This window comes from Natronocella acetinitrilica, assembly GCF_024170285.1.
Classification (GTDB): Bacteria; Pseudomonadota; Gammaproteobacteria; order Nitrococcales; family Aquisalimonadaceae; genus Natronocella; species Natronocella acetinitrilica.
Map to the genome: position 1 here is coordinate 152,974 of NZ_JALJXV010000004.1, position 20,434 is coordinate 173,407.

General features: G+C 62.7%; 19 protein-coding genes. 10 read left to right on the plus strand and 9 right to left on the minus strand.

Features of this window, described 5'->3' with window-relative positions; genetic code table 11:
- Nucleotides 1–11 precede the first annotated feature (11 nt).
- Both J2T57_RS09465 and J2T57_RS09470 read right to left on the minus strand, forming a co-directional pair.
- Complete coding sequence (locus J2T57_RS09465) at nucleotides 12–1,187, minus strand: DUF444 family protein (RefSeq protein WP_253477168.1); 1,176 nt, start codon at nucleotides 1,185–1,187, stop codon at nucleotides 12–14.
- Nucleotides 1,188–1,245: 58 nt separating this feature from the next.
- Nucleotides 1,246–3,201 carry a serine protein kinase gene (locus J2T57_RS09470; RefSeq protein ID WP_253477171.1) on the minus strand — a complete coding sequence of 652 codons (1,956 nt, stop codon included), beginning with the start codon at nucleotides 3,199–3,201 and terminating at the stop codon, nucleotides 1,246–1,248.
- Nucleotides 3,202–3,569: 368 nt separating this feature from the next.
- On the opposite strand from J2T57_RS09470, the gene ligA reads away from it, so the two are divergent.
- A complete protein-coding gene (gene ligA / locus J2T57_RS09475) occupies nucleotides 3,570–5,600 on the plus strand; it encodes an NAD-dependent DNA ligase LigA (RefSeq protein WP_253477173.1) in 2,031 nt (676 codons plus the stop codon).
- Here ligA and J2T57_RS09480 read toward each other — a convergent pair.
- Nucleotides 5,597–5,875, minus strand: a complete 279-nt coding sequence (locus tag J2T57_RS09480; RefSeq protein WP_253477176.1) for a BolA family protein — start codon at nucleotides 5,873–5,875, stop codon at nucleotides 5,597–5,599. The two genes, ligA and J2T57_RS09480, sit on opposite strands and share 4 nt — an antisense overlap.
- Nucleotides 5,876–6,081: 206 nt before the next feature.
- Here J2T57_RS09480 and J2T57_RS09485 point away from each other — a divergent pair, with 206 nt between their 5' ends.
- The 5 genes from J2T57_RS09485 (at nucleotide 6,082) to rluB (ending at nucleotide 10,322) form a co-directional block, all read left to right on the plus strand.
- Complete coding sequence (locus tag J2T57_RS09485; protein WP_253477179.1) at nucleotides 6,082–6,708, plus strand: L-threonylcarbamoyladenylate synthase; 627 nt, start codon at nucleotides 6,082–6,084, stop codon at nucleotides 6,706–6,708.
- Between the two features lie 95 nt (nucleotides 6,709–6,803).
- Nucleotides 6,804–8,021 carry a tryptophan--tRNA ligase gene (locus J2T57_RS09490; protein WP_253477182.1) on the plus strand — a complete coding sequence of 406 codons (1,218 nt, stop codon included), beginning with the start codon at nucleotides 6,804–6,806 and terminating at the stop codon, nucleotides 8,019–8,021.
- A 19-nt stretch (nucleotides 8,022–8,040) separates the two neighbouring features.
- Nucleotides 8,041–8,850 carry a segregation and condensation protein A gene (locus J2T57_RS09495; protein WP_253477186.1) on the plus strand — a complete coding sequence of 270 codons (810 nt, stop codon included), beginning with the start codon at nucleotides 8,041–8,043 and terminating at the stop codon, nucleotides 8,848–8,850.
- 36 nt (nucleotides 8,851–8,886) lie between these two features.
- Nucleotides 8,887–9,510 carry an SMC-Scp complex subunit ScpB gene (scpB, locus tag J2T57_RS09500; RefSeq protein WP_253477189.1) on the plus strand — a complete coding sequence of 208 codons (624 nt, stop codon included), beginning with the start codon at nucleotides 8,887–8,889 and terminating at the stop codon, nucleotides 9,508–9,510.
- Entirely contained in the window at nucleotides 9,507–10,322 is an 816-nt protein-coding gene (rluB, locus tag J2T57_RS09505; protein WP_253477192.1) for a 23S rRNA pseudouridine(2605) synthase RluB, read from the plus strand. The genes scpB and rluB overlap by 4 nt, the downstream gene beginning before the upstream one ends.
- Nucleotides 10,323–10,332: 10 nt before the next feature.
- Here the strand turns inward: rluB and J2T57_RS09510 are convergent, their stop codons facing one another.
- The 6 genes from J2T57_RS09510 to J2T57_RS09535 form a co-directional block, all read right to left on the minus strand.
- Nucleotides 10,333–10,776: a hypothetical protein gene (locus tag J2T57_RS09510; RefSeq protein ID WP_253477195.1), complete on the minus strand. Its 444-nt coding sequence runs from the start codon at nucleotides 10,774–10,776 to the stop codon at nucleotides 10,333–10,335.
- Nucleotides 10,777–11,030: 254 nt separating this feature from the next.
- Nucleotides 11,031–11,822 (minus strand): SDR family NAD(P)-dependent oxidoreductase, encoded by a 792-nt coding sequence (locus J2T57_RS09515; RefSeq protein WP_253477197.1) that lies wholly within the window; start codon nucleotides 11,820–11,822, stop codon nucleotides 11,031–11,033.
- Between the two features lie 32 nt (nucleotides 11,823–11,854).
- Entirely contained in the window at nucleotides 11,855–12,700 is an 846-nt protein-coding gene (locus tag J2T57_RS09520) for a squalene/phytoene synthase family protein (protein ID WP_253477200.1), read from the minus strand.
- An 81-nt stretch (nucleotides 12,701–12,781) separates the two neighbouring features.
- Complete coding sequence (locus J2T57_RS09525; protein WP_253477202.1) at nucleotides 12,782–13,513, minus strand: HAD-IA family hydrolase; 732 nt, start codon at nucleotides 13,511–13,513, stop codon at nucleotides 12,782–12,784.
- The gene (gene ubiG, locus J2T57_RS09530) at nucleotides 13,506–14,237 is read right to left on the minus strand and encodes a bifunctional 2-polyprenyl-6-hydroxyphenol methylase/3-demethylubiquinol 3-O-methyltransferase UbiG (RefSeq protein WP_253477831.1); all 732 of its coding nucleotides are present in this window, start codon (nucleotides 14,235–14,237) and stop codon (nucleotides 13,506–13,508) included. Before ubiG ends, J2T57_RS09525 begins: the two co-directional genes overlap by 8 nt.
- Nucleotides 14,238–14,318: 81 nt before the next feature.
- Nucleotides 14,319–15,638 (minus strand): TRZ/ATZ family hydrolase, encoded by a 1,320-nt coding sequence (locus J2T57_RS09535; protein ID WP_253477205.1) that lies wholly within the window; start codon nucleotides 15,636–15,638, stop codon nucleotides 14,319–14,321.
- A gap of 42 nt (nucleotides 15,639–15,680) precedes the next feature.
- Between J2T57_RS09535 and mtnA the strand changes: the two genes are divergently transcribed.
- The 4 genes from mtnA (at nucleotide 15,681) to gyrA (ending at nucleotide 20,397) form a co-directional block, all read left to right on the plus strand.
- On the plus strand, nucleotides 15,681–16,700 hold the full coding sequence (mtnA, locus tag J2T57_RS09540; protein ID WP_253477208.1) for an S-methyl-5-thioribose-1-phosphate isomerase: 1,020 nt from the start codon (nucleotides 15,681–15,683) through the stop codon (nucleotides 16,698–16,700).
- A gap of 31 nt (nucleotides 16,701–16,731) precedes the next feature.
- Nucleotides 16,732–17,079: a DUF3301 domain-containing protein gene (locus J2T57_RS09545; protein ID WP_253477212.1), complete on the plus strand. Its 348-nt coding sequence runs from the start codon at nucleotides 16,732–16,734 to the stop codon at nucleotides 17,077–17,079.
- 89 nt (nucleotides 17,080–17,168) lie between these two features.
- Entirely contained in the window at nucleotides 17,169–17,651 is a 483-nt protein-coding gene (locus J2T57_RS09550) for a peptidylprolyl isomerase (protein ID WP_253477833.1), read from the plus strand.
- Nucleotides 17,652–17,814: 163 nt separating this feature from the next.
- A complete protein-coding gene (gene gyrA / locus J2T57_RS09555) occupies nucleotides 17,815–20,397 on the plus strand; it encodes a DNA gyrase subunit A (protein ID WP_253477215.1) in 2,583 nt (860 codons plus the stop codon).
- Nucleotides 20,398–20,434 lie beyond the last annotated feature (37 nt).

The following is a 20,434-nucleotide window of genomic DNA, read 5'->3' on the forward strand; positions in this document are numbered from 1 at the left end:
CACGCTCCCTGTCAGGCGGCTTCCCCGGCCTGACGTTGGAAAAAGGTACGGATGGCTTCCCAGATGTCGTTGTCCCCATGCACCGAATAGCTGGCCAGGGGAAGATCGCGTGCCTCCAGCGACTTCACCAGGCGGCCCATTTCCGAGCGGGCCGACTCGAACCGGTTCTGGGGGGTTTCGACGAAACCAAAGAAATTCACCTCGGCGGCGAGCTTGCTCAATAACGCCTCCGCCGACTGGCGGTCATCGGCGAAGTTGTCTCCGTCAGAGGCATAGAACACGTATTGGTTGTACTGGGCTGCGTTGTAGCGATCGTCGAATATCTCGCTGACCAGACGGAAGCCACGGGAGGCCACCGTACCGCCGGTAGCCGATACCTGGAAAAAGTCTTCCTCGCTGAATTCCCAGGCCTCGTTGGTATGGGCAATGAAAACGGTCTCCAGATCGCCGTACTGGCGTCGCAGGCCCTGGCTGGCCCAGAAGAAAAATGCCTTGGCGAGCTTGCGCCGGGCGGGGTCCATGCTGGCGGAGACATCCAGCACGAAGGCCACCACCGCGTTGGTTGCCGGTTTGCGCCGTCGCGCCAGCTGGCGAAAACGCAGATCATCATCGGTGAACGATGGGCCATCCGTCTGGGTGATGCGCCGCTTGATCGCTTCCTTTACCGTGCGTCGCCGGTCAAGCCTCGCCCTGGGCCCACGACGGTCCCAGCCCTCGGGCGTGACGGCGTCGTCGGTCAGCGAGTCGGTGGCCTTGGGTTTGAGGTCTGGAAGTTGCAGCTCTTCCCATAGCCAGTCGACGATGTCATCGACCTTGAGTTCGAGTACAAAGCTGTACTCCCCCTGGCCGCTACCCCCCTCACCGCCTTGTTCTCCCTGTCCGCCGGGTTGCCCGCCACGGCGGTAGACGTCACCGGGCTGGCCTGCACCCTGGCCAACACCGTCCTCCTGGTGGCGATCGCGCAGCCGGAAGCGGTAGTGCTCCAGAAAGCGCACCGGTACCTGTACGCTGCGCTCGGAAGGGCGGCTCAGGATATCGGCGCCGGCGATCAGGTCCGGCAGTTGCTCGCGGACCGAATCACGAACCTTGGCGTTGTGGCGTAACCAGTCCCGGGCGCCGCGGGAGAAGAGGTCATACCAGCGGTGCTGGATGGCCATGGTGGAGATGCGGGGCGGGTCATTGGTCATGCGTCCTCCGCAGCTGCGCGCCCCGCTGCTCCTAATGGAGCGGCGGGGCGTCCCGGTTCTATTCCTGGGAGAGCAGAGTGGTCACGTAATTCAGTGCCTCCTGGGCACTGTGCTTGTCATAGCCATAATCGCTGATCAGTCGCTCCGCCACCGTCGAGATCCGCTCCCTGGCATCGTCATCCGGCCGCGCGCTGGACGTGACCAGCCGCAGCACGTCGCGGCGTTCCTCGAAGAGATACTGTTCGATGGCCTCTTCGAGCCGGCTGTGACTGGTCAGGCTGAACTTCTCGCCGCGCTTGTAGGCCCCCATGGCCTTGCGTACCACTTCCTGGCGGAAGGAGTGCTTGCCACTATCGGAGACCTTGATCTTCTCCTCGACGCCGCGCAGGAAGCGTTCATCAGCGTCGCGCTCCTCACCGGTGATGGGGTCGGTGACCTTGCGGTTGTCGAGTACGGCCTCGACCTCATCGAGGTACTTGTCGAGCAGGTCCTGTGCCTCCTGCTCGAAAGAGACGAACAAGGCCTTGTGCACGTCCTCCTTCACCCAGCGGTTGTAGAAATCCTTGCGCACGGTGACCAGCAGATCGATCCAGCCCTTCTTCTGCTTCGCATCCATGCGCGCATCGGACTCGATGGTGTCCTTCAGCGCCAGCAGTACCTCGACGGCGGTGAGGCTATGCTGTTCGCTGCGGCTGATGGCGCCGGCCAGGGCATTGACCACGAAGCGGGGGGAGACGCCCTCCATGCCTTCGTCGGGGTTCTCGTCCCGAATCTTGTCCACTTCGGCAACGGAGACACCTTCCACGTCCTCCCCGGCGTGGATGCGCACCTTCTTGCTGAGGTCGAGATCGGGCCGCTCTGACGGCTTCAGCCGAGTAAGCACGGCGAAGACCGCGGCCACCTTGAGCGCATGGGGATCAAGATGTACCTGCTGGAAGCTGGGCGTGGACGAGGTGAGCTTGTGGTAGATGCGGGCCTCGTCCGGATAGCGCAGCGTGTAGGGCACCTGGATGATGACCATGCGGTCCAGCAGCGCTTCGTTCTCCTTTTCCTGCAGGAACTTGCGGAACTCCGCGAGGTTGGTGTGGGCAACGATGGTCTCGTCCATGGAGATCAGCGGGAAGCGCGACACCTTGACGTTCTTTTCCTGGGTCAGGGTGAGGAGCAGGTAGAGGAACTCCCGCTTCACCTTGAGGATCTCGATCATCTCCAGCATGCCGCGACTGGCCGCATAGACGGCGCCGGACCACGACCAGGCGCGGGGATTGCCCTCATCGCCGAACTCGGCGACTTTGGCGAGATCCACCGAGCCAACCAGGTCAGCGATATCCGCCGTGGTGGGGTCATGGGGCGCGTAGGTCCCGACACCGATCCGGCCGGCCTCGGTGATGAAAATCCGTTCGATGGGTACGCGGGTGAAGTCTCCCTCGTACTCTTCCTCAAGCACTGTCCGCGCGTAGGGGCTCAACTCCCCCTCGATATTCACGCCGTAGGTGTCGCGAAACTCCCCCCGTTTGCTGTGAGGAATGAGGAGCAGGGGGTTCTCGTGGATGGGGCTGCCCTTGATGGCGTACATGGCGCCGTCATCGGTCAGGCTGTACTCCTCGAGCCCGCGCTTCAGCAGGGTCACCAGGCTGGATTTGCCGCCTGAAGGCGGGCCCAGCAATAGCAGGAGTCGGCGGCCGACTTCCGAGCCTTCGCTGGCCGCCTTGAAGTAGTTGGCGACCCGCTCCAGCGGTTCGTCCATGCCGAAGAGTTCATTGGAAAACAAGCGATAGTGAGTGAGATCCTGACCTTCTTCGGACTCCCTGGCGCCGTGCCAGCGAATCATGTCCCAGATGTACTGATGGCTGCTTCTGCCGAGCCTGTCGGCGTTGGAGGGAAAAATATCCCGAAGAAATTGATCGAAGGTGCCCTCCCAGTGACGGGCTTTGTGTTCTTTGGTGTAACTCACGAGCGAGTCGACAAACGCACTCTGCTTGCCACTGGCTCCACGTTCAGTCTTATCCACCATACCGGTCCCTCTCGGCCAAGCTGCGAATGCAGTGAATCCGCCAATCGAGCGACCATCGACCTCGGGACTTCAAGGACGACCTATTCCTGATTCGCCCCGGGGGCGCTGGCCACGAAGACCAAATCCATCCTGTTGGATTGACACCGCCTGTGCAAAGTTCCAAATCCGGCACGCTTACCGTGCCTTGCTCACCTTGAGAATTAATCTTTGTCTCCATTGAGTATGAACACATTCACGGCGCTTTGTCGCCCTCTGGTTTCACAGTTCGCGAGTCAGAACACAGTATCCGTGGCGACGTCTCTTCAGCGTGTCCGTGACCGTTCACTGTTGCTAAAATGCGGCCTTTCTCTCAGCCGACATACAACTCCATGAGCAGCCCGGAAAAACCAGCCGACCAGACGGCCGCGCGCCACAGGGCGGAGCAACTGCGCCGTGAGATCGAGCACCATAACCACCGTTACCATGTGCTGGACGATCCGCTGATCGCCGATGCCGACTACGACCGGTTGATGCAGGAACTGCAGCGTATCGAGGCAGACTGGCCGGATCTGCGCACCGCGGATTCGCCCACGCAGCGGGTCGGCGCGGCGCCGCATACAGCATTCGGTCCTGTCGAGCATCGCGTGCCCATGCTGTCACTGGACAACGCCTTCGAAGAGCAGGACCTGATCGATTTCGACCGCCGCATCCGCGAACGCCTGGAAGGTCGTGAGCCGCTCTACGTGGGTGAGCCAAAACTCGATGGTCTGTCGCTCAGCATTCGTTACGAAAATGGTTTGCTGGCCCGGGCCGGGACGCGGGGCGACGGCCGCACTGGTGAGGACATCACGGAGAATGTGCGCACGGTGCGCAGCGTTCCGCTGCGACTGCTGGGAGAGGATGTTCCGCGTCTGGTGGAAGTGCGCGGCGAGGTGGTCATCCGGCGCCGGGATTTCCAGCAGTTGAATGAACGCCGCCTGGCGGATGGTGAGAAACCATTCGCCAACCCGCGGAATGCTGCTGCAGGCAGCTTGCGACAGCTTGACTCCCGGATCACCGCGGCGCGGCCGCTGACCTTCTTCACGTTCGGCGTTGCCGGTGACGAAGGCGTCGACGCGGAAAGCCATTACGCCGTTCTTGAGGCGTTGCGGGCCTGGGGTTTTCGCGTCAACGATCAGGTTCGCAAGCTGCAGGGTCTGGAAGCCTGCTTCGCCTATTATCGCGAGTTGCTTGAGCGCAGGGACGCCCTGGACTACGACATCGATGGTGTCGTGTTCAAGGTGGACAGCTTGGCGGACCGCGAGGCACTTGGATTCACCGCTCGCGCCCCACGCTGGGCGATCGCCTACAAACTGCCGGCCCAGGAGGCGACCACACGCCTGCGCCGGATTCTGCCGTCGGTGGGGCGGACTGGTGTCATCACCCCCGTGGCGGACCTGGAACCGGTAGAGGTGGGCGGCGTGACCGTGAGCCGGGCGACCCTGCACAACCTTGACGAGTTGCGTCGCAAGGACGTTCGCGAGGGCGATACGGTGATGCTTCGTCGTGCCGGTGACGTGATTCCGGAGATTCTCGGCGTGAATCTCGAGGCGCGGCCTGAGGGCGCCGCCGAGTGGCAGATGCCGGAGACCTGCCCGGTGTGCGGTTCCGAAGTGATGCGCCTGGACGATGAAGTCGACTACCGCTGCATGGGTGGACTGGTTTGTTCGGCGCAGCGCATGGGCGCCATCCTGCACTTCGCTTCAAGGCGGGCCATGGATATCGACGGACTGGGTGACAAGATCGTCGAGCAGTTGGTCAGTCGTGACCTGGTCCAGACCCCCGCGGATCTCTACCGCCTCGAGCATGCCACCCTGGCGGGGCTCGACCGCATGGGGGACAAGTCTGCCGATAACCTGATCGCCGCTATCGACAAGTCCCGAAAGACCACGCTGCCGCGCTTTCTCTATGGTCTTGGCATTCAGCATGTGGGGGAGGTCACCGCACAGCGTCTGGCCACCGCCCTGGGCGATTTGCAGCCCATCATGGACGCCTCGGAAGACGCACTGGTCGCGGTGCCCGATGTGGGTCCGGTTGTGGCCCAGGCCATTGCCCACTTTTTCGATGAGCCCCATAACCGCGAAGTCATCAAGGCCCTGCAGGAGGCTGGTGTTGCATGGGAGCCCATCCCTGTTGTTGCCGACGCTGACAGCCGCCCGCTGGAAGGGCAGACGTTCGTCCTCACCGGCACCCTGGCGGAGATGACCCGCGACGACGCCAGGGAGCGCATCGAGGCAAAGGGTGGTCGGGTCACCGGCAGCGTCTCGAAAAAGACCGACTATGTCGTGGCAGGCGAAGCCGCCGGCTCCAAGCTGGACAAGGCGCAGACGCTGGGCATCAAGATACTCGACGAGGCCGGGTTGCTGGAGCTGTTGGGCTAGCTCTTGTACTCCGCCGGGGTCATGGCCTGAATGCTGAGGGCGTGGATATCGGTCTGCATCAGGCCACCGACGGCGTCGTAGACCAGGCGGTGGCGTTGCAGGGGAGAGCAGTCACCGAAGCTCTCACTGATGACCGTCACGCGAAAGTGGCCACGTCCGTCTTTGGCGCCAGGGTGGCCGGCATGCAGATGACTCTCATCCTCGATATCCAGGTGTTCTACGGGAAGCGCGCTGCGAATGCGCGCCTCGATCATGCGTATACGCTCTACGGTCATTGCGCTACCTATGTGTTGGATGCCGTCGCGGTGACGGGCGCACGGGCCTGCACCGCGTAGTCCCCGGCCGGGGTGTTGTGTCAGACTGCGAGGCTCGGCTGTTGAGTCACGGCTCGCCGACCTGCCCGCGAGGGTATCACAGAGCGCGGCGACCCGGCGCCAGCCGCAGGACGATCACCCGGATACAGGCAACAGGTCCATCCCGCATGAGTCAGTACTTCGAAATCCACCCTGAAACGCCCCAGCCGCGGCTCATTCAGCAAGCGGTCAAGATCATCCGCGAGGGTGGGGTGGTGGTCTATCCCACCGACTCCACCTACGCCCTGGGTTGCGCCATGGGTGAAAAGCAGGCTCTGGAGCGCATTCGCCTGATTCGGCGGTTGGGGAACAAGCACAACTTCACCCTGGCCTGCCGCGATCTGTCGGAAATCGGCACCTATGCCCGCATCGAGAACACCGCCTATCGCTTGCTGAAAGCCTTCACCCCCGGGCCCTACACTTTCGTGCTTCGGGCCACCGGAGAGGTACCCCGTCGGCTTCAGCACCCGAAGCGCAAGACCATCGGCATCCGGGTTCCGGATCACCCGGTGGCGCGTGCCCTGCTGGAGGCGCTGGGCGAGCCGCTGATGAGCACCAGTCTGCTGTTGCCGGAGCAGGACGACATGCCCTACACCGATCCCCAGGACATTCGCGAAGCCATCGGCAAGCAGGTCGACCTCATCATCGATGCCGGACCTTGCGGCATGGAGCCTTCCACTGTTGTGGATCTCTATGACGGCGTTCCCGAGGTTCTGCGCCGCGGCAAGGGTGACGCCAGCGTGTTCGAAACGTAGGCCGGCAGATTGGACTGCGGTATCATCGCCGGTTCGCAACCTGTCCGGCACCTCCGGCCTGGTTGGAACCCATCGCGATTCTTGAGGAGGCAGACTTGAGTTCCATCGGCTCACGCCGCGGCCGTGTGCTATCAGGCATGCGACCCACCGGGCGATTGCACCTCGGCCATTACCACGGTGTTCTGAAGAACTGGATTCGGCTCCAGCAGGAGCATGAATGCTTCTTTTTCGTCGCCGACTGGCATGCCCTGACGACCCACTATGACGAGCGGGAGGTGATCTCCGACAACGTCTGGCAGTTGCTGATCGACTGGCTTGCCTGCGGCGTGAACCCGAGCCTTGCGCGAATCTTCATCCAGTCGCGGGTTCCGGAACATGCCGAGCTGCATCTGCTGTTGTCGATGATCACGCCATTGGGCTGGCTGGAACGGGTGCCCACCTACAAGGACCAGCAGGAGAATCTTCGGGAGAAGGATCTCGCTACCTACGGTTTCCTGGGCTATCCGTTGTTGCAGTCGGCCGACATCCTCATTTATCGGGCAACCGATGTACCCGTGGGCGAGGATCAGGTTGCCCACGTCGAGCTGACGCGGGAGATCGCCCGTCGTTTCAACCACCAGTTCGGACAGGAGCCGGGTTTCGAGGACAAGGCCCTCGACGCGGCCCGCAAAATGGGCAAGAAGAACAACAAGATGTACCTGGGCTTGCGCAAGAAATACCAGGAGCAGGGCGACACTGAGTCCCTGGAGGTGGCCAAGGCGCTGGTTTCCGGTCAGCAGAACATCACGCTGGCCGACCGGGAGCGTCTGGAAGGCTATCTGGATGGTTCAGGCATCATTGTGCTACCGGAGCCCCGAGCGCTGTTGACACCCTCGCCACGCATGCCCGGGCTGGATGGACGCAAGATGTCCAAGTCCTACGGGAACGCGATTTCCCTGCGTGAAGAACCCGACGAGGTGGACCGCAAGATACGCACCATGCCTACCGATCCGGCGCGGGTGCGGCGCACGGATCCCGGGAATCCGGAGAAGTGTCCGGTCTGGGAATTCCACAAGACCTATTCGGATGCAGCGACCCAGGAATGGGTGCAGAGCGGTTGTCGATCCGCTGGCATCGGTTGCCTGGACTGCAAGAAGCCGGTGATCGAGGCAGTGCAGGCGGAGCTGGCACCGATCCGGCAGCGTGCCCGCGAGTTCGAGGATGACCCCGAGCTGGTGCGAACCATTGCCGCCGAGGGGGCGGAGGTGGCCCGTGACACGGCCCGTGACACGCTGGTTGAAGTCCGCCGCGTGATGGGCCTGGACTACGGTTGATGCGACGGATGAGGGCGTGATGGAGCAGACGGCGACGGAATTGCTGGCGGACCGCCCGGATCAGCTTCGTGCCGTGGTGCGGGGCGAGCAACTCGCCGAAATGCCCCACGATCTGTACATCCCACCGGATGCCCTGGAGGTATTCCTCGAGACTTTCGAGGGCCCGCTGGATCTGCTGCTTTACCTGATTCGTCGACAGAATCTGGACATTCTGGATATTCCCATTGCTGCCATTACTGCGCAGTACATGGAGTATGTCGACCTGATGAAGGATCTGCGCCTGGAGTTGGCCGCCGAGTATCTGGTCATGGCTGCGATGCTGGCGGAGATCAAGTCCCGCATGCTGTTGCCGGTGCCGGTTCATGCCGAAGACGATGAGGCTGACCCCCGGGCCGAGCTGGTGCGCCGGCTGCAGGAGTACGAGCGCTACAAGCGTGCCGCGGAGAATCTCGATGAACTCCCGCGGGTTCACCGCGATCTTTACCCGGCCGGGGCGCCGGCACCGGATGCTGCACCCGAGCGGCGACCGCCGGAGATCAGCATGCATGAGCTGCTATCGGCTCTGGCGGACGTCATGGCCCGGGCCGAGATGTTCACTCATCATCACGTCCAGCGGGAGTCTCTCTCTGTGCGGGAGCGCATGACCCGAACGCTGGAGCGGCTGGACAGTGAAAACTTCACGGACTTTCGCGATCTGCTCAATGCGGAGGAGGGGCGCGCCGGCGTGGTCGTGAGCTTTCTCGCCATCCTGGAGCTGATCAAGGCAAGCCTCATCGAACTGGTGCAGGCCGAGCCCTTTGGCGTGATTTACGTGCGTGCGCGGGCCTGATCCGCGGCGCGCCCGTCCCGAGGAGTGCCTGAATCCATGGCAAGCCAACCGCCGCTGAAGTGCATACTGGAGGCCGCCCTGCTGGCCGCCGATGCGCCGGTCTCGCTGGAGCATATGCAGAGCCTGTTCTCCGGTGAGACGGTACCCGACAAGGGCGCACTGCGAGCAGCGCTCACGGAACTGGAGCGCGATTATGACGGCCGCGGGATCACCCTGGTGGAAGTGGCCAGCGGTTGGCGGATCCAGGTGCACTCGGCGTATGCTCCCTGGGTTTCGCGACTCTGGGAGGAGCGGCCAGGTCGCTATTCCCGTGCCCTGCTGGAGACGCTTGCCATCATCGCCTATCGGCAGCCCGTGACCCGTGGTGAGATTGAGGAGATTCGCGGCGTGAGTGTCAGTACCTCCATCATGCGAACCCTGCAGGAGCGTGGCTGGGTGCGTATCGTCGGTCATCGTGACGTCCCCGGTCGTCCGGCCATGTACGGCAGCACGCGGCAGTTTCTCGACTACTTCAACCTCAAGAGCCTGGATCAATTGCCCTCTCTGATGGAATTGCGCGACCTCGACGAGATCCATCCGGAACTGGACCTGCGTTTTCCCGAGGAGGTGGTCGAGGACGATCCGGAAGAGCGGGTCTCCACGGGGGATCAGCGGCAATGACCACCGACGAGAAACTGCAGAAAGTGCTGGCCCGGGCGGGGCTCGGTTCACGCCGTGAGCTGGAAGAGCGCATTCGTGCGGGCCGGGTGCTCGTCAACGGCGAACCGGCGAAGCTCGGCGACCGCGTGACCGGTGAGGAGAAAATCAAGGTCGATGGTCGGCTGATACCCGCGCAGAAGTTACTGGGCCCGTCGCGCCGCGTGCTCATCTATCACAAGCCGGTTGGAGAGCTGACCACGCGTCATGACCCGGAAGGCCGGGCAACGGTGTTCAAGTCTCTGCCCAGGCTCAATAACGGACGCTGGATCAGTATCGGTAGGCTCGATATCAACACCCTGGGGCTCTTGTTGCTGACCAATGACGGTGAACTTGCAAATCGGCTCATGCATCCACGCTATGAGATGGAGCGCGAGTATGCCGTGCGCATCTTCGGCGAGGTGACGCCGGCGATGCTGTCGCGTTTGCAGGCGGGGGTCGAACTTGAGGACGGTACTGCCCACTTCGAATCCATCGAGGCACGGGGTGGCACCGGTGGTAACCAGTGGTTCCACGTGATTCTGAAAGAGGGCCGTCGCCGCGAAGTGCGGCGTCTTTGGGAATCCCAGGGGGTGACGGTCAGCCGCCTGATACGGGTTCGTTATGGACCGATCCGGCTGCCTGAGGATCTGCAAAGAGGCGAATGGCGATTCCTCGACCGCTCAGCGGTCGAGGTCTTGTGTCGCGCCGTGGATCTGGAACCCGAAGTCGAGGTGCAAACATCGCCAAAGCCGCGCCGCTCGGGTTCCGGGAAAGCCCGCAATCGGCGCCGCTAGGCAGATGACACTAGCCGTTTGCAGCGTGCTGCGGCACGGAATGACGGATCATGGCAACCTGCGGTGCAAGGTGCTCCGGCACGGTAACCGTCTCGCCCAGCAGAATGACCAGCCGGCGGACATTGTCGTCTTTTTCCGTAATGCGCTCGAAGGCGCGGAGGATGCTCGGCTTCTCCAGGGTCTGGGTGATGTCCTGCAACAGGTAGATGCCATAATGCCGGCTGGCGGAAATGTAGCCGAGCGCATCACCGATGCTGCGGGTCTGGGGAATGAAGATCCGCTCCGTGCCGAGACGGTACAGTCCATCATCCGGTGACCAGCCGTAAACCGCGCGGCCGGTGGTGAGGGTCAGGCGCTTGAAAACCTCGAAGACCCGTTCCGGGGTATTCGTTTCCAGCGCTGCCAGCCGGAAATCGGAATCGATAACGTTGGCAAGACTCAGGGAACTGGCCATGGCGTTTTTTCCTGAAGCTGACTGTAAAAGTGGTGTTCGCTCTTCCGAACGTGGGAGCGCGCACTTGTACTCCCGCTCTCGACACTCTACCCGTTCAGTTCACTGACTATGTGACGCCTGTCACGAAAACAGGCCGTCCCCATGGGCCAGCCTGAGGAACAGGTCGACACATCGGCAATATTGGCCGTTGCGCCTGAAGGACGCAAGATGTTCATTTCTGGAACACCTTGCGCGCCATTCGGTATGAATGGATATCAGCCACCCTGTTCCGGACGCGTGACTCGGCGGCCGTGCAATGCATGTCCCCCGGAGCCGAACAGGTGCACATAGACCGGTCCCAATGTCTGCGGGTCCGGTGCGGTACCCGGGTCTTCCGCCGGGTAGGCGCGGCGGCGCAGGGCGGTGTCGGCGCGGCCAGGGTCCAGACTCATGACCCGCACGCGGCTGTTGGGCCCGAGTTCTCCGGCAAGGATTTCCATCATGTTTTCGATGGCAGCCTTGGACACGCCATAGGCGCCCCAGAATGATTTGCCACGGCGGCCGACGGCGTCGCTGGTGAACACCATGCGGGCGTTCTCCGAGCGCTGCATCAAGGGCAGACAGACCTGGTTGAGCAGGAATGGTGCATTGATGTTCACATGCAGGGTCCGGGCCCAGATGTCAGGGTCATACTGATGGATGGGGCTTAACTCGCCCATGGCTGCCGCGTTGTGCAGCACGCCGTCCAGACGCTTGAATTCCCGGTCGATCGCGGTGGCCAGCTCCAGGTATTCAGCTGCCCCCACACCCTCGAAATTGATGGGATGGAGGATGGGTTCGGGATGGCCGGCCGCGGTGATCGCATCGTAGAGTGATTCGAGGCCCTTCAGGCTCTTGTCCAGCAGTACGGTGGTGGCGCCGGCACCCGCCAGTGCCTGGGCGGCCGCGCGCCCCAATCCGGCAGCGGCGCCGGTAACGAGAATGACGCGATCCTGCAGGCTTTCCGCCTGTAGCGTGTCGGGCAGGATGTATTCCGCCCCCAGATGCTCAATGCCCTTGTTACTCATGGTTATGCTTCGATCCTGTATTCGTTATTGGTTTACTGCCTACGTGCGGCCCGTCGCGCCGCCCGCCACGCAATCCACAGCCGCCGCAGCGGCGTCAGTTCCTGGCGTTCTTCCAGCAGCGGATAGTTGCTGCGTTCCAGTTCTTCCAGCGTCGCGCGGTACAGTGCTGTCAATGCGACGTTGCTGCGCTGCAGTGCCCGCTGCTCGCCGGTGATCGCCTGATCCGCGCGGTCAAGGAAATCCAGTGCCCGTGCACCCTGTTGCTTGAAAAGCCCTCGCAAAGCGGGTGTTGAGGCCGCCCCCTGCAGGGCCTGTGAGTCCAACCCGGCTGCGGTCAACTCATCCTCGGGCACATAGCAGCGGCCGCGTCGACCGTGATCCCGGGTGGCAAGCAATAGCTCGTGCAGCCGCAGCCCCATCCCCAGGTCGTGGCGGTAGGATTCTGTCTTGTCCGACTCCCCACCGCAAATGCGGACCAGCATCGCAGCCAGACGACCACCGGTGGCATGGCAGTAATCCGCAAGCCCCTGAAAGCTTGGGTAAGTGCCGTATTCCAGGTCCATGGCCACACCATCCACCAGGGCAAGAGCATCCTGCAAGTTGGCCCGATTCGCCTCGAACACGGGCTGCAGCAGGTTCGTTACCGGGTGGCGTGGTGTGCTGGCAACGGCCAGCCGGAGTTCCTCACGCCACCAGTCCAGTTTCGCCGCTGCCACCCCTGGTTCGTTGACCACCAGAGGGATCGCCGTGAGTTCCAGATACAGCGCGTGCGTCCCGATCAGGGCGCGCTCCTGGCCGGGAGCGGCGAAGCGAATGGCGTAATAGCGGTTGGAGCCCTCCGGCGCGCCTTTTTCCCGACAGTAATTCAGTGAATCCATGACATGCTCTGTTCCGGGTGCAGCGGGATCAAAGCATAGACCGGCTCGGCGGACAACTCGGGGGCTGTGATGTTGATCGGGTTAGTTGCCTTCGGCGCGGTCCATGGCATCAAGCCAGTCGCTGAGGTCGCCCGGTGCGTTCAGGTAGGCGTCGGCACCCCAGAGCCACGGCTTGTCCTCGGCGCAGATGTAGCCGAATAGCGCCCCCAGGGTCTTGGTGCCGGCGCGCTGACCGGCATCGACGTCGCGCAGGGCGTCGCCGATGAACACAGTTTCGGCTGGCTCGACGCCAATCAGTTCGCAGGCGTGCAGCACCGGCGCTGGATGCGGTTTGCGCTGCGCGAGCGTGTCGCCGCAAACGATGCAGCGACTGCGCTCGGCAAGACCCAGGTCGCGCATCAGCGGATTCGTGAGCCAGGCCGGCTTGTTGGTGACCACGCCCCAGATCATGCCCCGGGCTTCCAGGTCATCGAGGACCTCGAGCATTCCCGGGAACGGACGGGTTCGGCTGCTTACATGTTCTCGATACAAGGCCAGAAAGCGCTGCCGCAACGGTTCCATGGCCGGATCGTCAGGCGCGATGTTGAACACTCTGGAGAGGATGGCGGCGCTGCCGTGGGAGACCACCGGGCCGAAGTGTCCCTCATGCTGGCGGGGAAGGTCGTGCTCCTCCAGCAGAACCTGCGCGCATTCAATGAGGTCGGGAGCGGTGTCGAGCAGCGTACCGTCCAGGTCGAACAGCACGGCACGCAAACTTGAAGATCGACCCGGTTGATGGGCCTCGTGGGTGCTCTGGGCGAGCACGCTAGCCATCTTGTCGTCCACCCTCGTCCGGTCGCTCCATGCATGCGAGGTAATTCACACTGATATCGCCGGTCAAGCGATACTGCCGGCTCAGAGGATTATAGGTCATGCCTTCAAGGCTGATCACCCGCAGATCCTGTCGACGACTCCAGGCGCAGAGTTCGGAAGGCCGGATAAAGTGGTTGTAGTCGTGGGTTCCCCTGGGCAGCAGGCCAAGGACGTATTCGGCCCCGATAATGGCCTGCAGATAGGCTTTTGGCGATCGACTGATGGTGGAGAAAATGATTCGGCCGCCAGGACGAACAAGGCGGGCACAGGCTTCAACGATGGACGCTGGGTCCGGCACATGCTCAAGCATTTCCATGCAGGTGATCACGTCGTAGGCGCCGCTGCGTTCGGTTGCGAGGTCCTCGGCGGCCTGCTGCAGGTACTCGATCTCCACACCGGTCTCAAGCGCATGGAGCCGTGCCACCTTGAGAGCCGATTTACCCAGGTCGATGCCAGTGACTGTGGCTCCGGCCAGAGCCATGCTTTCGCTCAGGATGCCGCCGCCGCAGCCAACGTCGAGTATCCGCGCTCCGGACAGGTCGACATGCCGGCTAATGAACTCCAGGCGCAACGGATTAATTTCGTGCAGCGGGCGGAACTCGCTGGACTTGTCCCACCAACGGCTGGCCGAAGCCTCGAACTTCGCGATTTCCGACGGATCGACGTTGGCGGCAGTGGCGTTCATCTCACCCTTTCTCATCACAATGTCCGGGAAGCCATGGATTTCCCGAATATTCTTCTAGTGTATGCGCTGTTTGTTCATTCGTCACGCATTTGTCATTAGCCTATCCTGCCAACGGCCCAGTTTTTCGAGAATTTCGTCACGATTAAGTGTCGTCAATGCGCCTTCGGCGTAGAGGCGACGGCCGGCCACCCAGGTATCCGTGACATGGTGGCGCCCTGCGGCATAAACAAGCTGGGAAATGGGATGGTACACGGGCCGGGTTTCCAGTGACGAGAGGTCCACTGCGATCAGGTCGGCGAACTTCCCGGGTAGGAGTGACCCCGTATCCCGATCCATACCCAGCGCACGGGCGCCGTTGATGGTGGCCATGGCCAGCACGCGCTCGGCGGGCAGAGCTGCGGCGTCGCCGGTGACGCCCTTGGCCAGGAGGGCCGCCGTGCGCATCTCGCCGAACATGTCGAGATCGTTGTTGCTGGCGGCGCCATCAGTGCCCAGCGCCACGTTGACGCCCGCATCCAGCAGCCGCTGCACGGGGCAGAAGCCACTGGCCAGCTTGAGGTTCGACTCCGGGCAGTGCACCACGCTGGCGTTGCTGTCGGCCATGAGTGCAATTTCGTCGTCGTCCAGCTGAGTCATGTGCACGGCCATCAGGGATGGTGTGACCAGCCCGGCCTCGGCCAGTCGGGACAGGGGTCGCTTGCCGGTCTGCTCGAGGCTCTGCTGAACTTCGAACGCGGTCTCGTGGATGTGCATGTGCACCCGCGCTTCCAGTTCTTCGGCCAGCACCGCGATATGCTTCAGTTTGTCATCGGCCACGGTGTAGGGCGCGTGGGGGGCGAACACGGTGGTGACCAATGGATCAGCCCGCCAGGCATCCCGCATGGCGAGGCCCTTACGCAGATACTCATCGGCGTCCTGTGCATAGGCGCTGGGGAAGTCGATGACGATCATGCCCGCGGAATAACGCAGGCCCGCCTGGCTGGTGACGCGTGCCGCTACTTCCGGGAAAAAGTACATGTCGTTGAAGGTGGTGACACCGCCGGCGATCAGTTCCGCGCAGGCCGCCTCTACGCCGTCCTGAATGAACTCCGGTCCTACATGCTGTTGTTCCGCAGGCCAGATGTGCTCCTGCAGCCAGGTCATCAAGGGCAGGTCATCAGCAAGACCCCGCAACAGATTCATGGCCGCGTGGGTATGGGCGTTGATCAGGCCGGGCAGAACCGCATGAGAGCGTCGCTCGAGCAAGGTCTCGGGTTGGAAACGCTGTGCTGCCGCCTCCCAGGGCAGGATGTCGACGATGCGGCCGCGATCGATGGCAACCGCGTGCCGATCCAGGGCCGTGCCCTCCGGTTCCACGGGTATCACCCATCGCGCATTGATCAGCGTGTCGATCTGTTCCATGGTTCACCTCCGGCGAGCAGTATACCGCCTGGGGAGACAACCATGCCTGACCATGATTCCATCCGTCCCTTTCGCTGGGCCGGTGACAGCCTGATCCTGCTTGACCAGCGTCGACTGCCTGAGGAGGTCTCGGAGATTTGCTGCACCTCGGCGGCGAAAGTCGCCGAGGCGATTGCCCAGATGGTGGTGCGAGGAGCGCCGGCCATCGGTATTGCTGGTGCCTATGGTGCCGCGCTGGCCTGGCGTGAAGCGGGCGGTGACAGCGGGCAGCGTGAGCGCCTGCTGGCGCAATTGCGTGCCGCCCGGCCCACGGCCGTCAACCTGGCCTGGGCGCTGGACCGGATCGCCGCACTCGGCGATGTGGACGCCGGCCGGGTCGAGGCGGAAGCGAATGCCATTGCCGAGGAGGACCTGGCCGCCAATCAGCGGATGGGTGAACTGGGCGCGGCCTACATCGATGCCGGCAGCGGGGTGCTGACGCACTGCAACACCGGCTCGCTGGCCACCGGCGGTTACGGAACGGCTCTGGGAGTCATTCGCAGTGCCTGGTCCGGTGGCCTTGTCGCTCGAGTCTATGCGGACGAGACGCGCCCGTGGATGCAGGGTTCCCGGCTGACCGCCTGGGAGCTGTTGCGGGACGGCATTCCGGTGACGCTGCTGGCAGACAGTGCTGCGCCTCTGCTCATGCGTGACGGGGCAATTTCCTGGGTCATCGTCGGCGCAGACCGGATCACTGCCAACGGCGACGTGGCCAACAAGATCGGCACCTACGGACTCGCCATCGCCGCGCGCCATCATGGCGTCCGTTTCATGGTGGTCGCGCCGTCATCCACGGTGGACATGGCGCTTGCCTGCGGCGACGAAATTCCCGTCGAGCACCGGGATCCCGAGGAGTTGCTGGCCATCGGCGGCAAACGCCTTGCGGCGCAGGGCGCCGACGCCTGGAACCCGGTCTTCGATGTCACGCCCGCGGAACTGGTGGATGTGCTGGTTACCGAGCGGGGTGTCGTGGAAAAGCCCTCGACCGCGACCATGGCCAAGTTGTTCGGCGGACAGCCCTGATGCGCAGCCTGGCGACGCTAATGGGATTGCGATGAGTGCCGGTTTCTGGTTGCTGCTGCCCGTGGTCGCTGCCGTAGCGCTCTGGTATAAGGGGCTCGCGCGGCTCGAGCAGGCGCGATCCGCGGCGCGGCGTGCCTGCCGACAGGCGGAAGTCCAGTTTCTTGACGACAGCGTTGTCCGCGACCGCTGGAAGCTGTTGCGGGGGGCGGATGGGCGCTTGCGTCTGGCGACGCACTACAAGTTCGAGTTTGCCAGCCGAGGCGACCGGCGTTATACGGGCACGGTGACGATCCACGGTGGTCGTATCACCCAGCTGGAGCTTGAGCCCTGGGCCGACGAGTCGCGCGGCGACGAGATGGACGGAGAACGATTGCCATGAACAGACTGATCAAGCCCTTCATGCATGCCCTGATTGCCGTCGGTCTGTTGACCGGCGCCGCCCAGGCCGACAACACAGGAGACGCAACCATGGTTGTCATGGAAACCAGTCACGGAGACATCACCCTCGAGTTTTTCCCTGACGAGGCCCCCATCACGGTGGAGAATTTCCTCCGCTACGTGGATGACGGCTTCTTCGACGGAACCATCTTCCATCGTGTCATCCCCGGTTTCGTGATCCAGGGCGGCGGCTTCGATGCCGACATGCAGCAGCAGCAAACCCGTGACCCCATCAAGAACGAGGCCGACAATGGCCTGAAGAACGAGCGCGGCATGTTGTCCATGGCCAGGACGCAACAGGTGGACAGCGCCACGTCGCAGTTCTTCATCAACCTGGCTGACAATGCCTTTCTGGACCACGGCGAGCGGGATTTCGGCTACGCCGTCTTCGCCCGGGTCAGCGAGGGCATGGATGTGATTGACCGCATTGCCGCGCAGCCAACGGGCAGCCACGGCATGCATCGCGACGTGCCTACCGAACCCATCGTGGTGCACAAGGCCTACCGCAAGTAAGCCTGTGTGGCGGGGTGCCGGGCGCTGCGATACGTGCCCCCGCTGTGCTATGATCCTGCCCGTTTCCAGGGCCTGCAATGCGGGTCGTCGGCCGACACTCAAGAGGTGGCGGCTGATGGTCCGTGGTAGGTCGTTCCCGAGCAGCATGAGCTAGAGAGCGTCGATGGCCAACGTCGCGAAAGAAATACTTCCCGTCAATCTCGAAGACGAGATGAAGAAGTCCTACCTCGACTACGCCATGAGCGTGATCGTGGGCAGGGCCTTGCCGGACGTACGAGACGGGCTCAAGCCGGTCCATCGTCGTGTGCTCTTCGCCATGCGCGAGCTCGGTAATGACTGGAACCGTGCCTACAAGAAATCGGCACGTGTTGTCGGTGACGTCATCGGTAAGTATCACCCCCATGGCGATTCCGCCGTCTACGACACCATCGTGCGGATGGCCCAGCCCTTTGCCATGCGCTACATGCTGGTGGACGGTCAGGGCAACTTCGGTTCCGTGGACGGCGACGCCCCGGCCGCCATGCGTTACACCGAAGTGCGCATGGCGCGCATTGCCCACGAGTTGCTCGCGGATATCGACAAGGAAACCGTCGATTTCATCGACAATTACGATGGCTCCGAGCGTGAGCCCACGGTCATGCCGACCCGGCTGCCGAACCTGCTGGTGAACGGCGGATCAGGTATCGCCGTGGGCATGGCCACCAACATCCCGCCACACAATCTGAATGAAGTCATCAATGCCTGCCTGGCGTTGATCGACGACGAAGACCTGACTGTTGACGATCTGATCGAATACATCCCCGGCCCCGATCTTCCCACCGCCGGCATCATCAACGGCACGCTGGGTGTGCACGAGGCCTACCGCACTGGCCGGGGCCGCCTGGTCATGCGGTCGCGCACCCATATCGAGGAAGACGAGCGCAACGGCAAGCAGTCGATCATCGTCACCGAATTGCCCTATCAGGTGAACAAGGCCCGTTTGCTGGAGAAGATCGCGGAGCTGGTCAAGGAGAAACGCCTCGAGGGCATCACCGAACTGCGCGATGAGTCCGACAAGGATGGCATGCGCATGGTCATCGAGCTGCGTCGCGGCGAAGTTGCCGAAGTGGTGTTGAACAACCTGTTCCAGCAGACCCAGATGCAGACGGTGTTCGGCATCAACATGGTGGCGCTGGAAGGTGGCCAGCCACGACTGCTGAATATCAAGGAAATTCTGGAGGCCTTCCTGCGGCATCGCCGTGAGGTGGTCACCCGTCGCACCATCTATGACCTGCGCAAGGCTCGTGAACGGGCCCACGTGCTGGAAGGGCTGGCTGTTGCGCTGGCCAACATTGATGAGGTCATCGCGCTGATCAAGGCGTCGCCGGGCCCGGCAGAGGCCAAACAGGGCCTCACCGCTCGCCTCTGGCCGCCAGGTGGCGTGACTGCCATGCTCGAGCGGGCCGGCGCCCACGCATCCCGACCGGAAACCCTGGGGCCGGAATTCGGCATGACCGATGACGGTTACCGACTCTCGGAAGCCCAGGCCCAGGCGATTCTTGACTTGCGTCTGCATCGCCTCACCGGTCTTGAGCAGGACAAGATTCTCGACGAGTTCCGCGATCTCCTCGATCGTATCGCTGATCTCATCGAGATCCTGGACAGCACTGATCGGTTGATGCAGGTGATCCGGGAGGAGCTGGAAGCCATCAAGGAGCAGTTCGGTGACGAGCGCCGCTCCGAAATCATCCGTGATCAGCTCGACCTGACCATGGAAGACCTCATCACCCCGCAGGACGTGGTTGTGACGCTGTCGCACCATGGTTATGCGAAGTATCAGCCGCTGGATACCTATCAGGCACAACGTCGCGGCGGTCGGGGAAAGAGCGCCACGGCCATGAAGGACGAGGACTTCGTCGATCAGCTCTGGGTTGCAAACACCCACGACACGCTGCTGTGCTTCTCGAGCCATGGCAAGTGCTACTGGCTCAAGGTGTACGAACTGCCCCAGGGTAGTCGCGCCTCCCGCGGCAAGCCCATCGTCAACCTGTTGCCGCTGGATGAAGGTGAACGGATCAACGCTGTGTTGCCTGTCCGCGAGTTCGACGATGAGCATTTCGTGTTCATGGCTACACGCCGTGGCACCGTCAAGAAGACTCCGCTGTCTCACTTCTCGCGGCCGCGCTCCACGGGCATCATCGCCTTGGACCTGCGCGGCGAGGATTATCTCGTCAACGTGGGCATCACCGATGGACAGCGCGACATCATGCTGCTCAGCAACGCCGGCAAGGCGATTCGCTTCCAGGAGCAGGAAGTGCGCGCCATGGGGCGTGTTGCCGCCGGGGTCCGGGGCATGCGGCTTGATGACGACCAGTATCTCATTGCCCTGCTGATACTCGGCGAGGGCGACATTCTCACCGCCACCGAAAATGGCTTTGGCAAGCGCACGCCGCTGGATGATTATCCGCGCCGTGGCCGTGGCGGGATGGGGGTGATCTCCATCCGCACCGGTGAGCGTAACGGTGAGGTGGTGGGGGCCGTGCAGGTCGCCGAGAACGACGAGATCATGTTGATCACGCGTCGCGGAACACTGGTCCGTACGCCGGTGGCCGGTATTTCCACCATGAGCCGTAACACCCAGGGCGTGAAATTGATCTCGCTGTCCGGTGACGAGACCCTGGTGGGTCTGGAACGTCTCGAGTTGCTTGACGACGAGACGGATGTCGACATGGACGACGGCGACGACGAGACGTCCCCGCAGGATTGATCCCAGTCGCACCATAGGCGCGGCCGGTGGCGATCCC

Coding starts and splice junctions, on each gene's coding strand:
- J2T57_RS09545 (WP_253477212.1), top strand. CDS start 16,732: ATGAGTGCCGGTTTCTGGTTGCTGCTGCCCGTGGTCGCTGCCGTAGCG.
- ubiG (WP_253477831.1), bottom strand. CDS start 14,237: ATGAACGCCACTGCCGCCAACGTCGATCCGTCGGAAATCGCGAAGTTC.
- J2T57_RS09520 (WP_253477200.1), bottom strand. CDS start 12,700: ATGGATTCACTGAATTACTGTCGGGAAAAAGGCGCGCCGGAGGGCTCC.
- ligA (WP_253477173.1), top strand. CDS start 3,570: ATGAGCAGCCCGGAAAAACCAGCCGACCAGACGGCCGCGCGCCACAGG.
- J2T57_RS09465 (WP_253477168.1), bottom strand. CDS start 1,187: ATGACCAATGACCCGCCCCGCATCTCCACCATGGCCATCCAGCACCGC.
- J2T57_RS09510 (WP_253477195.1), bottom strand. CDS start 10,776: ATGGCCAGTTCCCTGAGTCTTGCCAACGTTATCGATTCCGATTTCCGG.
- rluB (WP_253477192.1), top strand. CDS start 9,507: ATGACCACCGACGAGAAACTGCAGAAAGTGCTGGCCCGGGCGGGGCTC.
- gyrA (WP_253477215.1), top strand. CDS start 17,815: ATGGCCAACGTCGCGAAAGAAATACTTCCCGTCAATCTCGAAGACGAG.
- J2T57_RS09470 (WP_253477171.1), bottom strand. CDS start 3,201: ATGGTGGATAAGACTGAACGTGGAGCCAGTGGCAAGCAGAGTGCGTTT.
- J2T57_RS09485 (WP_253477179.1), top strand. CDS start 6,082: ATGAGTCAGTACTTCGAAATCCACCCTGAAACGCCCCAGCCGCGGCTC.
- J2T57_RS09535 (WP_253477205.1), bottom strand. CDS start 15,638: ATGGAACAGATCGACACGCTGATCAATGCGCGATGGGTGATACCCGTG.
- J2T57_RS09525 (WP_253477202.1), bottom strand. CDS start 13,513: ATGGCTAGCGTGCTCGCCCAGAGCACCCACGAGGCCCATCAACCGGGT.
- J2T57_RS09550 (WP_253477833.1), top strand. CDS start 17,169: ATGGTTGTCATGGAAACCAGTCACGGAGACATCACCCTCGAGTTTTTC.
- scpB (WP_253477189.1), top strand. CDS start 8,887: ATGGCAAGCCAACCGCCGCTGAAGTGCATACTGGAGGCCGCCCTGCTG.
- J2T57_RS09480 (WP_253477176.1), bottom strand. CDS start 5,875: ATGACCGTAGAGCGTATACGCATGATCGAGGCGCGCATTCGCAGCGCG.
- J2T57_RS09515 (WP_253477197.1), bottom strand. CDS start 11,822: ATGAGTAACAAGGGCATTGAGCATCTGGGGGCGGAATACATCCTGCCC.
- J2T57_RS09495 (WP_253477186.1), top strand. CDS start 8,041: ATGGAGCAGACGGCGACGGAATTGCTGGCGGACCGCCCGGATCAGCTT.
- mtnA (WP_253477208.1), top strand. CDS start 15,681: ATGCCTGACCATGATTCCATCCGTCCCTTTCGCTGGGCCGGTGACAGC.